General features: G+C 45.3%; 13 protein-coding genes. 3 read left to right on the top strand and 10 right to left on the bottom strand.

Annotation, left to right across the window (positions count from 1 at the left end; genetic code table 11):
- Nucleotides 1-28: 28 nt before the first annotated feature.
- On the bottom strand, nucleotides 29-1072 hold the full coding sequence (locus tag CAG58_RS07490) for an oxidoreductase (RefSeq protein WP_161425986.1): 1044 nt from the start codon (nucleotides 1070-1072) through the stop codon (nucleotides 29-31).
- 159 nt (nucleotides 1073-1231) lie between these two features.
- Nucleotides 1232-2539 carry a nicotinate phosphoribosyltransferase gene (pncB, locus tag CAG58_RS07485; protein ID WP_161425987.1) on the bottom strand — a complete coding sequence of 436 codons (1308 nt, stop codon included), beginning with the start codon at nucleotides 2537-2539 and terminating at the stop codon, nucleotides 1232-1234.
- Nucleotides 2540-2833: 294 nt separating this feature from the next.
- Here pncB and CAG58_RS07480 point away from each other — a divergent pair, with 294 nt between their 5' ends.
- Together CAG58_RS07480 and CAG58_RS07475 are read left to right on the top strand one after the other, a co-directional pair.
- Nucleotides 2834-3550 carry an NUDIX hydrolase gene (locus tag CAG58_RS07480; RefSeq protein ID WP_158145282.1) on the top strand — a complete coding sequence of 239 codons (717 nt, stop codon included), beginning with the start codon at nucleotides 2834-2836 and terminating at the stop codon, nucleotides 3548-3550.
- Between the two features lie 67 nt (nucleotides 3551-3617).
- Nucleotides 3618-4232, top strand: a complete 615-nt coding sequence (locus CAG58_RS07475) for a PGAP1-like alpha/beta domain-containing protein (RefSeq protein ID WP_161425988.1) — start codon at nucleotides 3618-3620, stop codon at nucleotides 4230-4232.
- A gap of 70 nt (nucleotides 4233-4302) precedes the next feature.
- Here the strand turns inward: CAG58_RS07475 and CAG58_RS07470 are convergent, their stop codons facing one another.
- On the bottom strand, nucleotides 4303-4590 hold the full coding sequence (locus CAG58_RS07470) for a DUF134 domain-containing protein (protein WP_161425989.1): 288 nt from the start codon (nucleotides 4588-4590) through the stop codon (nucleotides 4303-4305).
- A 227-nt stretch (nucleotides 4591-4817) separates the two neighbouring features.
- On the opposite strand from CAG58_RS07470, the gene nhaD reads away from it, so the two are divergent.
- Nucleotides 4818-6254: a sodium:proton antiporter NhaD gene (nhaD, locus tag CAG58_RS07465; protein WP_004396793.1), complete on the top strand. Its 1437-nt coding sequence runs from the start codon at nucleotides 4818-4820 to the stop codon at nucleotides 6252-6254.
- A gap of 160 nt (nucleotides 6255-6414) precedes the next feature.
- Here the strand turns inward: nhaD and CAG58_RS07460 are convergent, their stop codons facing one another.
- The 7 genes from CAG58_RS07460 to CAG58_RS07430 form a co-directional block, all read right to left on the bottom strand.
- Entirely contained in the window at nucleotides 6415-6801 is a 387-nt protein-coding gene (locus CAG58_RS07460; protein ID WP_161425990.1) for a hypothetical protein, read from the bottom strand.
- Between the two features lie 428 nt (nucleotides 6802-7229).
- Nucleotides 7230-8456, bottom strand: a complete 1227-nt coding sequence (gene gltS, locus CAG58_RS07455) for a sodium/glutamate symporter (protein WP_158137193.1) — start codon at nucleotides 8454-8456, stop codon at nucleotides 7230-7232.
- Between the two features lie 376 nt (nucleotides 8457-8832).
- Entirely contained in the window at nucleotides 8833-10059 is a 1227-nt protein-coding gene (gene gltS / locus CAG58_RS07450; protein WP_004396796.1) for a sodium/glutamate symporter, read from the bottom strand.
- A 649-nt stretch (nucleotides 10060-10708) separates the two neighbouring features.
- On the bottom strand, nucleotides 10709-11629 hold the full coding sequence (locus CAG58_RS07445) for a L,D-transpeptidase family protein (protein WP_161425991.1): 921 nt from the start codon (nucleotides 11627-11629) through the stop codon (nucleotides 10709-10711).
- Nucleotides 11619-13046 (bottom strand): deoxyribodipyrimidine photo-lyase, encoded by a 1428-nt coding sequence (gene phrB / locus CAG58_RS07440; RefSeq protein WP_161425992.1) that lies wholly within the window; start codon nucleotides 13044-13046, stop codon nucleotides 11619-11621. The genes CAG58_RS07445 and phrB overlap by 11 nt, the downstream gene beginning before the upstream one ends.
- Nucleotides 13043-13855 (bottom strand): MerR family transcriptional regulator, encoded by an 813-nt coding sequence (locus tag CAG58_RS07435; RefSeq protein ID WP_004396799.1) that lies wholly within the window; start codon nucleotides 13853-13855, stop codon nucleotides 13043-13045. Before CAG58_RS07435 ends, phrB begins: the two co-directional genes overlap by 4 nt.
- Nucleotides 13845-14801 carry a YbgA family protein gene (locus CAG58_RS07430; protein WP_158137191.1) on the bottom strand — a complete coding sequence of 319 codons (957 nt, stop codon included), beginning with the start codon at nucleotides 14799-14801 and terminating at the stop codon, nucleotides 13845-13847. Before CAG58_RS07430 ends, CAG58_RS07435 begins: the two co-directional genes overlap by 11 nt.
- Nucleotides 14802-14886: the final 85 nt, after the last annotated feature.

The following is a 14886-nucleotide window of genomic DNA, read 5'->3' as shown; positions in this document are numbered from 1 at the left end:
ACTAATATGTACAAAAGCTAAAGATTTATTATAGCAATTCAACGCGCACAGTTTCCCCTGTCTCGCTACTTTGCAGCGCCATCTCTATCAACTGGATGTTTTGTAGCGCTTGCTCTGCGGGAACTGGATTATCGGTGCCAAGTCGAATCGCATCGGCCACGGCTTTAAAATAGTGTTGATAACCACCGACTTCTGTCTCGATTAATTCTGAGCCTTGCTCACTGTAGAGTTGCCCATAGAGATATAAGTCTTCTTTTGCCCATTCGGGGCTGTCAGGTGCTCGTCCTTGCTTTAAATAGTCTTCTTGTGGGTCAAGGCCCTGTTTAACAAACTTGGCTTTAGTGCCCAACACATTAAAGCGTAAATTAGGCTCTGGGCTATAGAGGTTAGCGTGCAGATGCACCAGGTGATCGGGATAGTGTAAGATGAGGTTGAAGTAATCAATGGTCTGCGCGCCGGGGCGCATCATACGGCATTGGGCGTTAATCGCTTGTGGTAAACCAAACAGCACCAGCACTTGATCGAGTAGGTGAGGAGCAAGATCAAACAAGATCCCACCACCTTGTTGTGACTGCTCGCGCCAGCGTTGACGCACTTGCGGACGATAGCGATCAAAATGCGACTCAAACAGGCGAACTTCACCTAATCGTCCCTCTTTAATCAATTTTTGCACGGTGAGGAAATCCCCATCCCAACGTCGATTATGAAAGACACTCAGTAACAGACCTTGCTGATGGGCAAGAGCGATCAAAGCCCGCCCCTCTTCGACACTGGTGACAAAGGGTTTTTCGACAATCACATGCTTACCGTTTTCTAGCGCTCGCTTTGCTAAAGGAAAATGGACATCATTAGGCGCGGTGATGATTACTAACTCAGCATCGCTGTTATCTAACAAACTCTCTGCATCCTGATACCACTGAGCTTGTGGCCAATCAGCTTCGACCGCATCTTGCTGACTGGAACTGATCGCGCACAATGTCAGTTCAGGTAAACTTTGAATAAAAGGTAAATGGAAAGTTTTTGCCGAGTAGCCATAGCCAATAACGGCGGTTTTGATTGGGTGATAAGTCATGATTGAATCTTCTCTTTTAGTATGTCGAGACTATCTTCATCATGCCCAATGCTGCTCTTGGGGTAAAGGTTTGTTTATCATAGCAAGCATTTGATAGTCAGCAGCCCACAAAAGAAAAAACCACCATCAAACAGACAGTGGTTAGCACATAGAACTCAATTAAGCGGCGGCGATGTAATGTCGTTTGGTATGCTTTTTTTGTTGCAGCTCGGCTATCAACGCATCGATATCCACCTCGATATTAAAACGCTGCTTGAGATTGGCGAGGAAGATAGGATCTTCACACATCGCTTTTTGTGGCTCATCGCTGATTTTGGCGACGGGTCGCCCGCAACATTCCGTTAACTTAATCACGATAGACAGTGGCTTATAGACTTTGCCTTGCGCATTTTTCCAATCCGCGAGATCGTTAGTCAAGAAAGTACCGATCCCGAATGAAACGCGCACTCTGCCAGCGAAGTATTCACACAAATCGAGTGCTCGCGCAAAGTTGAGCCCATCGGAGAAAATAAATAGCTTGTTACGAGGATCGATACCAAGCTTCTCATAGTGAGCAATCATCTTATCACCCCAGGTAAATGGGCAACCTGAGTCATGCCGCACGCCATCATACGCTTTCGCTAAATGGACATTAAAATCGTTGAGAAAAGCATCAATATTTAAGGTGTCGGTTGGCGCAATAGCAAGCTGACCATCAAAAGCGCGCAGCCACTGTTCAAGGGCAACGCGTTGTGAGTCTCCGACATTAACCAACGCTTGATGGCCCATAAACCACTCATGAGCAATCGTACCAATCGGCTTGAGATTAAACTCACGAGCAAAATGATAATTACTGGTGCCTAATAACTGCTCAGGAATTTCTTGTTGTAAGTAAGCAATCACATCTCGCTGAACTTGGCTGGAAAAACGTCGCCGCGTACCCATTTCGGTCAATGAGAAGTTGCTGATCCCACGCTGAGCAATTTCTGCTTTTAAAGCTTGCACTTTATCAGCCAATACTTGCATCGGTAACTCGGCGGGCACTTGCGCCCAGTGACGACGACTACGAACTTCAGAGATCAAAGCCATCACTAATGTTTCATACAAAATGGTGTCTCGCCACGTACCTTGAATCGCGATGCGTAGCTGGCGCTTGCCCTCTTGCTTAATGATCCCCATTTCCACTTGACGCTCTGGTTGAAAATGGAAATAGCGTAATGACTGTAAAAAAGTGTGATTAAGGTGTGGGGCATGTTGCTCTAAATAAACAATGTCAGCATCCGAAAAACGCAGTGAAGCCAAATGATTGATTTCTTGGCGAACTTCTTCTAATAAGCCACTGATGTCTTCATCGCTGCGTACAATCAATTCATAGCGCACCTCAACATCCGGATACAACGAATGAACAGCCTGCATCATATTGATTTTATAGGCATCAAGATCCAGCAAACTGCGGATAAAAAGAGGAGAAAACAGGCGATCGCTCATGATGATGCCATCCTTTCGTTCGGTTTTATTCAGTCATTACGTTAGTAACAACGTGTTGCTAACTTTTGGCGAACAATAAATTACCCTTGCAAGTTTGTCAACTTTTGTGACAAACCTAGTCACCCACCAATTAACCTCGTTATAAATAGGGACAACGCAGATTAACCCGCTAGTTATAGCAACAATCACAGCACGTTTGTTATCCAAATTATGTTTGTCACAAAGTGTTATTTACATTTGACCATCATCATCCACTTACCTAGAATAGACCCGTTGTTGATAAGAGAGCCCATTATGATTGTCACTATCGATATGATTTGCCTGCGTCTTGCGCCAAAATCTATCCAAGTTTTATTGGTGAAACGGTCTAATCCGAACCGGCCGGATTGTGGTAAATGGGCATTGCCCGGTGGGATAGTCTATGACGAAGATATGACCGCTCATGGTGGTGAACCGGTCGATGAGGATTTTGATGCGGCGAGACGACGTATTTGTCGGCAAAAAGTCCATACCTATCCCAACTTTATCAGCGATCCGCTGGTTGATGGCAACCCCAAACGCGATCCGAATGGCTGGAGTGTCAGCATTTCTCATTACGCTTTATTAAACGCTTCTAATGTTAAACAAATCGAAGATTTTGGCATCGACCCCGAACGAGCCAATTGGTTTGATCTTCCTCCCCTACTTAACGGGGAAATGGCACTGGCTTTTGATCATGTCGCACAAATTCAGCATGCATGGCAAAAATTACGCGCTGCGGTTGAATACACGTCGGTAGTATTATTTTCATTAGAAAAAGAGTTTTTAGTGGCTGACATTATTGACGCCTACGCCAAGTTTGGCGTCGAAGTCAATCGTATGACCATTAAACGCCGCTTGATCAATACCGGAGTGATCGTCAGTACCAATAAAATGGCTGCCTCTTGTAAAGGCAAAGGTGGCAAGCCAGCCACCGTTTATCGTCTGGCTAGTCACGAAGTGACCTATTTTCAAACCTGTTTACGAGGTTAACTGATCGAAAATCATGTACAGTAACGGTGATGAGGTTAACTGATAATAGATAGGTAGGTAGGAAGCAATGCAGATTATTCTTGTTCATGGACTTTATATGCATGGCTTGGTAATGCATCCTCTGAGCCATCGTCTGCATAAATTGGGTTATCGTACTCAAACCATTAGCTACAACTCACTAGCCATTGATGATGAGACTATTTTCCGCCGTCTTGACCGGGCGATCGCTCATGGTTCCCATAATGCTTTAGTCGGACACAGTTTGGGCGGATTGGTGATTAAACGTTATCTAGAATCACGCACGCCTTCTGGTGATACCGTTTCCCATGTCGTTGCTATTGGCTCTCCTTTGCAAGGTGCTTCGATCGTCAATAAAATTGAGCAATTAGGTTTAGGGGCAGCATTAGGTAATTCTGCCGAATTTGGCTTAAAACAACACCATGACGAATGGCGCTATCCGCAAAAGCTTGGCAGTATTGCCGGCACAATACCTTTAGGTCTGCGCAGCCTTTTACTGCGTGATCAACTGGACTCCGATGGCACAGTGACAGTAGAAGAAACCAAAATAGCTGGCATGACAGATCACATCGCAATATCGACCACTCATACGAGCATGCTGTTTAATCATTCCGTTGCCGAGCAAATCGACCACTTCCTTCGCTATAACCGCTTCCGACGCTAAGGTCGTTGGAGACTTCTGGCGACCTTTTGCTTCACATCAAACCGATGACGGTAGAAAACATACCCACGATTCATTCAGAAGAAGATGTTGCCATCATCAGTGCTTTGCCATGCAATAAACAATCCGCAACTTTACGTCTGGCCGCTTTGACTAAATTGGCGAGTGTCTGCCGCGATACGCCCATGACCAACGCCGCCTCTTGCTGTTGTAAACCTTGGTAATCGACTAATCGGATCGCTTCAAACTCATCGGCTGCTAATGTGACGCGTTCTAATTGCGCCATCGGAATGCCGTTAGGTTTAAAACACGTTTGTGCAGGAACACCACAAATGTGTCTAGGAATTTTAGGACGAGCCATCACTTTTCTCTTTTCTGGGCATTCATAGCGCCGTTAATCGGTATTGTGTCATTTTAGCAAGAAAAGGCAACGTAACGCTTTATAATCAAGCTGATGCTGCTATCGATTGATAAATTTAACAAAATGATACAAAAGAAAAACAAATTAAACATTTATAACCTATCTCACATTCAACTTAGCTAATAATCAGTACACTCTGCCGGTTTTTGACTATTGGAGTACCTATAATGAATCGACTGTGGATCGGTTTTGGCTTGTTATTGATCCCGCAACTCGCGTCTGCAAGTAATGCCACCCATGACGCACCACTTGTACTTACTCATTCGACGATTGGCTATGCCTCTTTAATTTTATTTTGCTTCGCCTATGCGCTGGTGATGCTAGAAGAGTATTTGCAACTGCGTAAATCGAAACCAGTTTTGCTTGCAGCCGGACTGATTTGGGCGATGATTGGCTATGCCTATCAACAGCATGGTAATGTTGATATTGCACGAGCCGCGCTCGAACATAACTTGCTGGAATATGCAGAACTATTGCTGTTTTTGCTGGTTGCCATGACATACATCAGTGCGATGGAAGAGCGGCGCTTATTTGATGCGCTGCAAGCTTGGATGGTCGGTAAAGGCTTTAATTTTAAAACCTTATTCTGGCTGACCGGTATTTTGGCTTTCTTTATCTCACCGATTGCCGATAACTTAACCACCGCACTACTGATGTGCGCGGTAGTGATGAAAGTCGGTGGCAGCAACACTAAGTTTGTCAATCTGGCGTGTATCAATATCGTCTTAGCGTCTAACGCAGGGGGGGCATTCAGTCCATTTGGGGATATTACCACTCTCATGGTATGGCAAGCTGGTCATGTCACGTTTATGCAGTTTATGGATCTGTTTGTACCTTCGGTGGTCAATTATCTGATCCCTGCTTTCATTATGTCGTGGTTTTTACCCAAAGAGCAGCCAGATGCGGTTTATGAACAGGTAGAAATGAAACGCGGCGCACGACGAATTGTCGCACTGTTTATTTTTACCGTCGCAACCGCCGTCTCTTTTCATGCCCTATTCCACTTCCCACCCGTGATTGGCATGATGATGGGGCTTGGGTATTTACAATTCTTTGGTTATTTCCTCAGAAAAACATTAGCCAGCTCATTAGCTAAAAAAGCCGCAATGGCGATGGCGAAAAATGATGAGGCCGCGTTAAAACGTCTCGGTTCTGTGGTTCCTTTCGATGTTTTTCGACGTATTTCTCATGCCGAATGGGACACGCTCCTGTTTTTCTACGGCGTGGTGATGTGTGTCGGCGGGCTAAGCCTGCTCGGTTATTTAGGTCTGATGTCGGAGCTGATGTATACCCAGTGGGATCCAGTATGGGCAAATATTGCGCTGGGTATCTTGTCGGCGATTGTCGATAACATCCCTGTTATGTTTGCGGTATTGAGTATGGAACCGGAGATGTCGCTCGGCAACTGGTTATTAATTACCTTGTCTGCGGGCGTTGGTGGTAGCTTACTTTCTATTGGTTCAGCGGCTGGGGTGGCTTTAATGGGGGCAGCACACGGTAAATACACCTTTGTCGGCCACTTAAAATGGGCTCCGGTGATCATGCTGGGTTACGTAGCGAGTATTGCTGTGCACCTACTGCTCAACCAAGGACTATTTACCTAATCTTGTCTCAATATTGCTATGGTGTTGAAGACTGTCATCGACACCGCTAGCAACGCTCAATAAACCAAGGCAGAGGGATGATGATCATCAAATCCTCTGCCTTGCTTTTATTGATCAACGACCAGCATTTACGGTAATACCGCTAAACCATACACTGCCGTTAGTTGTTTTGTGGATCAGCATCTAAACGTACCCAGACATGGCTCATCTGGTACAACGCACACGCACTGCAGGTTAAAACTTCCCCGCCACCGTGAATACGCATCACTAAATCATCCCGCTTCTCTTTCGAACTTTGCCGAAACTGTATCGCCAATTGATTATCTTTAACAATAAAACTGCGTTGCCACAAACGAGTACCGTTCGACTCAAACGCCACTTCACCGTCTTTGAAGAGCAACATATCTTGATTATGCTGATTATCGTACTTACCTTCAAAAGAGAACGTCGGTCTATCAGCCAGACGCTCTAATTCTTCTTGGCTACAAGCGACTAACAGAGTAAGCAACAGCAGGGTAATTGCTGTTTTAAGCCACTGACGATGCATGCTCCTCTCCTCCCGCTATGTGCTGCTTACTATCCTGCGAATGACGACCGCTGATTGATTCCGTTGAGCCAAGCATCACAACCTCTAGCGCTCAAATAAATACACATATTTTGGTAATGAACAATATGCATAAGTATAGAACAAGATTCGATTTACTGACTTAACCTTAGCGTGATCGTCGATTAATTAACCAACTCCTCGCGTGATCAACCAAACCCATTTGCTGATACCTACCTTTTCGCCAGTCACTAACGGTGAGAGTATCAAATGGTATCTGGTTATCGTACCTAGAGATGCGCAAAATGAATAGTCAGTAAAATCTGATTTATCACCCTACAAAAGCATTAATCGTCATCGAGAGAGCATTACCGAACTTATCCCTTTCCGACTTAACGCTACCGCTTTAACTCGAAAGGGGATAATCAACATTAGCGCAATAGAGTGATGTACCCTTGCAAAACGATCAGATTCACAATATCAATGAAAAAGGCCCCGACAATCGGCACGACCATAAAAGCTTGGGGAGAAGGTCCATAACGGTTGACTATCGACCCCATGTTCATCACTGCCGTTGGTGTCGCCCCTAAGCCAAAACCACAATGGCCACTTGCCATCACCGCGCCATCATAAGTTTTGCCCATTATTCGAAAAGTCACCGTATACGCGAACAGCGCTAATATCACCGATTGAACGCTAAGAATAATTAAAAAGGGCAGCGCAAGATCAAACACATTCCATAACTTAAGGCTCATCAGCGCCATTGCGAGAAATAATGACAGCGATACAGTGCCTAGAATATCGACCGTTTCGGTATCGATCTTACCCATTTTGCTCACCTCCAACAGATTGGTGATAGCAACACCGATAAAGAGCGCATAAACAAAATCCGGAACCATTAACCAAGCGATCTGAAAATGTGCCACCCATTGGCTAACATAATGTGCCCCTGTGACACACAGTAAAATCGTAGCTAAACTTTCGACTACTTTTTTAGCAGTCACACGGTCTTCTTCATGCTCGTTGTACGTGACAAGCTCAGGAAAACGTTGATGAGTTTGATTGCCAATACCGTAGTCAGATTGTAGATGATGTTTATCAATCAATCTTTTCGCCATTGGACTGCCAATGATCCCACCAATGATTAAGCCAAAAGTCGCAGAAGCCATGGCAATTTCGAGCACATTATCTAAGCCATAGACATTTTGAAAAGTCTGTGCCCAAGCCGCTCCGGTCCCATGACCGCCTGACAAGGTAATCGAACCCGCAATCAGCCCCATTAACGGATCTAACCCAAGCAAAGTCGCTAATGAAATGCCTACGGCGTTTTGAACAACGATAAAAACAGAAGCGACAGCCAAAAATAAAAAGACTTTGAGACCGCCTTTAACCAATTGAGTGTAATTAGCGGCAAGGCCAACGGTAGCAAAAAACATCAACATAAAGGTGTTTTGTAACGGCAAATCAAAACGTATATCTACCGCATTAAAATGTAATATGGTCAATACGCTGGCAACCACCAAACCACCGACGATCGGCTCTGGTATGGTGAATTTCTTCAAGATCGGGATGTGAAAATTAATAGAACGCCCTAAAAAAAGCACACTGATTGCCACTAGAAAAGACTCTAGTGGACCAATAGCAATAACCTGATTCATGTTACCTCTCAACTGCATGTATGATTTCGGTGATTCCCTAATTGAAATGGGTACTTTGGCAGGGTGCCTAGCAATAGCCTGTATTTCTAGAACCAATTGCCGTTAAATTCCCAAAAAATAAGAATAAAAAGCAAATTAATCGCCATTAATTCTCGTAATTTGAGAAACAGACAAGCATCAGCCCTCACACAGAATCATGATTGAAAAAGGTTGCTTATAGCCAAACAACTTGGATCTGCAGGTAGAAAGAAGATATGAACAATGGCGGAAAAAGAGAAAGGAAAAAAGAAAGCCCAAGCGGCGTTTAGCGACTTGGGCTTCCTTTCTATTGAAGGCTATTAAAACGCTAACCTCAGTCATCGTCTCGAAACGAGACTTAACCAAAGATGCTGATATACCCTTGCAAAACGATCAGGTTAACAATATCAATAAAAAACGCACCGACAATCGGCACGACCATAAAGGCTTGTGGTGAAGGGCCATAACGATTGACAATCGAGCCCATGTTCATCACTGCCGTTGGTGTCGCTCCTAAGCCAAAACCACAATGCCCACCAGCAATCACCGCAGCATCATAATTGCTACCCATGAATTTAAAAGTCACGTAGTAGGTAAAGAAAGCGAGGACGATGGATTGTACAGTGAGGATAATTAAAAATGGAATGGCTAAATCGAGCACATTCCACAGCTTTAAACTCATCAACGCCATCGCCAAAAATAAGGACAGCGAGACGGTTCCCAGCATGTCGATGGTTTCAGTATCGAGCTTACGAACTTTCGTCACTTCGAGTACGTTAGTGATGATCACACCGATAAACAAGGCATAAACGAAATCAGGGATCATCAGCCATTGGATTTCTAAAGTACTTGCCCATTGTGAAACGTATCGCGCTCCAACCACGCAAACAATCAAAAAGAACAGTTGTTCAACCACCTTTTTTCCGGTGACTTTATCTTCTTCATTTTCGTTGTAGGTGATGATTTCAGGGTGCCGTTCATGGGTTTTAGAGCTTCGACCATACACAGATTCCATATTGTGTTTGTTTACCAAACGCTGGGCCACCGGGCTACCAATTAAGCCGCCAATGATCAAACCGAAGGTAGCCGATGCCATGGCTATCTCAAGCACATTATCAAGGCCATACATCTCTTGGAAAGTTTGCGACCAAGCGGCACCAGTACCGTGTCCGCCAGAAAGCGTAATCGACCCTGCCACTAAGCCCATTAATGGATCCAAGCCTAACGCAGTCGCCATCGAGACACCGATGCCATTTTGAATAATGATATAAAACGACGCGATGGCCAAAAACAGAAACACCTTGGCCCCGCCTTTGATAAGTTGTGTGTAGTTCGCCGCCAAGCCAACAGTGGCAAAGAACATCAGCATAAAGGTATTTTGCAGCGGTAAATCAAACTCTAAATCCATACCATAAAAATGCAGCATGCTGATCAGGCATGAAACAATTAAACCGCCGACAATCGGCTCTGGTATATTGAATTTATTTAAAATCGGCAGCCTGGCATTAACAAAGTGGCCTAAAAACAGCACGCTGATCGCCACTAAAAAGGACTCCAGTGCCCCAACTGAAATTAAATGATTCATACAACCTCATCATAATATGCTCTTCATCCTCCATGATGATTGAGGGTTAATGGGATAGTCTATTCGATAGCTCACGTCCACAAAGATACGTATCTCAACCGTTGTTGTGCGCCTTAGGCTGATTTAATGGGTGGAATAAGCGATGGTTAACTCACGCTGTTTACCCTTTAAAATGTAAAAAGGAGCACACCACAAGTGGGTGGTTGCGCTCCTTTTTGCTGTTGAGCGTGCGCGAAAGCGGGTCTTTCTGGGCCACAATAGGCTCCTTTACATCAACAGAAATGACCGATGCTATCGGATAGCGTTGTGGCTATAGCCTCTATCGCCAAATCATTTGGGATAGAACAAGAGAAGATGTCCCTAGGGCGAATTTACCTTTAGCGATGTTTATTTTTTCAGCTAAAAATCAACACGCCCTAGCCTGCAATTTACTTGTTCCTATCGTAGTGGAATACTCTGACTCATGGATAGGTTGTGAGTCGAAACCAAGGAAAAACTCAAGTTCGCAACAGGCTGCATGGCCATAACCGGGCCGGACTATAGCACAGGAACCACGATTTTAGGTAACCCTATCCCATTGGCGGAAGGCACATTATTACAAATATGTGACAAAAATATGAATTAGGATAATCACAAAGGTAAATGATTCTCACCAATCATCACTGACCGATGGGGCCACCACCTGTACAGGGAAACCATTTTGCGCAGCAATGGCCGCTCGAGCACGTGCGTCAGAATGATGAGAGGCGCTCAGCCACCAAGTTAACTCAACCGGCAAATCAAGGGATTTTTTACTCCCATCACTACGGGTTAGAGGCTCATGAGCTTCAAGGTATACACTGCGATCAGGCTCCAGCGTGACTTTGATCGGCTCATCGATGATCCGCACTTTTACCCCGCGATCCACTTGGTGAAAAAGCCACTCAATGTCTTTAGGATCCATGCGAATACAGCCCGCACTCACGCGCATGCCAATCCCAAAGTCTTTGTTAGTGCCATGAATCAGATACTCTCCTGAACCATAGGCTAAGCGCATTGCATAGTTACCCATCGGATTATCTGGACCGGCAGGAACCACCGCGGGTAACTCAATACCACGCTGCAAATACTCATTACGCACTGACTGCGGCGGAGTCCAAGTTGGGTTACGGCGCATTTGGCTGATTTGTGTGGTCATTTCTGGCGTATCACGGCCAATTCGACCAATTCCAACCGGGAAAATATGCACCTGCTGAGTATTAGGTGGAAAATAATACAAACGCAACTCGGCAAGATTGACCACAATGCCTTGATACTCAACCTCAGGTAAAATGACCTGTGAAGGAATCGTCAACACCAAACCCGCTTGGGGGAGAAACGGGTCGACGCCTTTATTGGCCGCCATTAAAGCCAGAAAACCGACATCATATTGGCCTGCTATCTGCGCCAACGTTTGTCCTTCTTGCACTTCATGATAATGCATCCGCCCGACTAGGCGACTGCCCTCTTTAGGCAAGTCATAGACTGCCGCTTGCAAAGAGGCGAGCCCACTTAACCAGAGTAAACCGATGAGAAACCCGTTACGCAACATCAATAGGATTATCCTTTGCTTCTTTGTAGAGACGTAAGGTTACTTCTCTTGCTACTTTATGATCAACCATCGGTGAAGGATATAACAGAGACTTAACACCAGGCCATTTCCAAGGCGTATGAATATAGGCAGTAGGCACACTGGCCAGTTCAGGCACCCATTGACGAATAAATTGCCCGCTGGGATCAAACCGCTCACCTTGAGTAATCGGGTTAAAAATTCGAAAATAGGGCTGACCATCACAACCGGTGGAAGCGCACCATTGCCAACCGCCATTATTCGCAGCGTAATCACCATCGATTAATTGCTGCATAAAGTAGCGCTCTCCCCAATGCCAATCGATATGCAGATCTTTGGTCAGAAAACTCGCTACGACCATTCTTAATCGGTTATGCATCCAACCGGTTTGATTTAATTGCCGCATCGCCGCATCGACAATCGGATAGCCAGTTTTACCCTCACACCAACGAGCAAAAGCTTGCTTATCATCCGACCATTGCAGTCGATCACCCCATGAATGAAAAGCTTTGCCTTTCGATAATTTACTTTCAAACACCAATAGATGCTGATAAAACTCGCGCCAAATCAATTCACTCAACCAGATTTCCGCGCCAGAAGATAACAGGGCGGATTGCGATTGCGCATACATTCGCGCCATACATTGCCGCACCGAGAGCATGCCAATCGCCAGATAAGGAGAAAGCCGACTCGTGCCTTCCTGAGCCGGGAAATCACGTTGCTGATGATAATCATCGATCGATTGCTGGCAAAACTGACGTAATTGGTGGCGAACGGTTTCAAAATCTACGGGCCATTGATCACTCGATACTCGTGGATAAGCAAAGTCTTGCCTCTCATTCCACAACGCGTTGTGTTCAGAAGCCAGTAACGGGTTCACCGCAGCAGTTGGAGTTGAAACGATGACTGGCGGTGTAAACCGACTCAACCATGCCCGTTTGAAAGGTGTAAAGACTTTAAAATACTCGCCTTGTTTATTTAATACCTGCCCAGGCGTAAGTAGACACTTATCATCACAAGCTAACCAATCAATCCCGAGCGTACTTAATGCCTGTTCAGTTTGGCTATCCCGCTGCTGTTCATTCCATTCATAGTCGCGATTGACCAACACTTGATTGACCGACAAGCTTTGTGCAAATTCACTGACCACTTGACTTGCTTGTTGATAGTCATCAACCTGTTTGTAAAATAAAGGAATATTTAATGCCGCTAATTCTTGCTGCAAAGTAAACAAACGGCGATAAATGAAATCTGCTTGGATCGGAGCCAAGTCATGACGTTGCCACTGATGAGGTGTGGCCACGAAAAGGGCCGAAACCGATTCACCGCTGGCAATCGCCTGCTGTAATGCTGTGTTATCTATCGCGCGCAAATCTCGGCGCAACCAGACCAGTTTCATGACTCATTCTCCTGATGGGTTAAGACATCCAAAACACTGGATAAGACCAAGTGATCCTGCAGTTGGGTTTTCAACTGAGCCAACGCAGAGCGCTGCGCTTCTGCTAAACTTCGATGTGAAAACACACTCACTCCTTGCCAGTCGTGCAAACTTTCGTGCTGGAGCAAGCCACTCATATCGTCAACGCCTTCAATAAACGTCACTTGATAGCCTTTTTCAGCCCACATTACCGCCCAAAGCCAAGCAAGAATGCTACCGTGTCCATCAAAGCTGATACACAAACAAGGACCACGATGCGCCGCTTTATTTTCCGATTCGAGAATACTCGATAATTTACTGAGCATCAGGCTGCTAAACAGCCCCTTTTGCAGCGAGCGTAATGGTCCTTTGACCTTTTCCAGAGCTTCAATCACCGGCAACACAAACTGCGCTTCAATAATATCCAAAGGGTATTCTTTCATTACCGTGGCAATCACATTCGCGGCTTTGGCTCGTTTCAATTTAGCCAACGCGTCCAGTAACGCCGAACACGCTTCAAGCTCTCCACCCGGGTCCAGCACCTCACTTTCCGGTAGCTGATTGTTGTGTAACAACTGACTTACTTTGCCAATCGAGACGCCTTTTAATAACCAGCTCTGAATGGTTTGGATCGTCTGAATATCCTGTTCGGTATACAGCCGATGCCCTTTCTCGGTACGTAAAGGTTGCAACAAGCTGTAGCGACGCTGCCAAGCACGTAACGTTACAGGCTTAACGCCGGTTAACTCCGCAACTTCACGAATCGCATAGTGCTTCGCCTCATAATCCATAACGTAATCTCAATGCTTGTGGGTGGGGATCTAAATAACGCTGCTGACTAAGATACTCATCAGGATACATGGATAAATAGTGCTTAATTAACGTTAAAGGCGCGAGCAGAGGCAATAAACCTTGACGATATTCATCAATCACTCGCGCTAACTCGGCTTTCTGTTGTGCGGTCAAAGAGCGTTTAAAATAACCTTGGATGTGCATTAGCACGTTAGTATTATTTTTGCGGCTAATACGGTGAGTAAGTGCTTGCATTAAGCCTAAGCGATATTGCTCAATAAAGGTGTCGGTCGGATATTTGGTCACTTCCGCGACTAAACGCCCTAAAGCTTTGTAGGACATCGGATGATGAGCCATTAAAGAGAGTTTATAACGCGAATGGAATTCTACGACTTTGCCTGCCGTTGGCTGTGAGCCAAGCGATTGGTAAAAATCATTTAAACAAAAAACGCGAGTAATAAAATTTTCTCGCAGCACAGGGTCATTTAATCGGCCATCCTCTTCAACCGGTAACCAAGGCATCCGTTGCATTAATTGTTGCGTGTACAACCCGACGCCATTTTTTTCAGCGCCGCCTCGTTCACCGTAGACTTTGACTCTTTCCATGCCACAGGTCGGCGATTTAGCACACACGATATAGCCGGATAAATGTTCAGATTGCAGCTGCTCTATTTTCTGCTCGGAATAATTGAGTAAGGCCGCCGTATGATCGCGGCTGGCATCTTTTGTTTCCACCAAGGCGATGCGTTCATTATTCGACATTAAACGTATGGTTGGTCGTGGCACTGGTAGCCCCATACCGACTTCGGGACAAACGGAAACAAATTCGAAGAAGTTGGCCAACTCTTTGGTAACAAAGTTGCTTACTTTATGCCCAGAGTCAAAGCGAACCGGTTCACCGAGTACACAAGCGCTAATACCAACGCGAATAGGGGTCGATTCCATCTTTTTTCTCCTAATGACGATAATGTTGGGTAACATCACTCACGGTTGTACAATTATTTTATTTGTATAAGGTATAGCACAGCTC

This window comes from Vibrio sp. V31_P5A7T61, assembly GCF_009904895.1.
Classification (GTDB): Bacteria; Pseudomonadota; Gammaproteobacteria; order Enterobacterales; family Vibrionaceae; genus Vibrio; species Vibrio metschnikovii.
The sequence above is the reverse complement of the archived record's forward strand: the minus strand, read 5'-3'. Positions and strand labels throughout refer to the sequence as shown.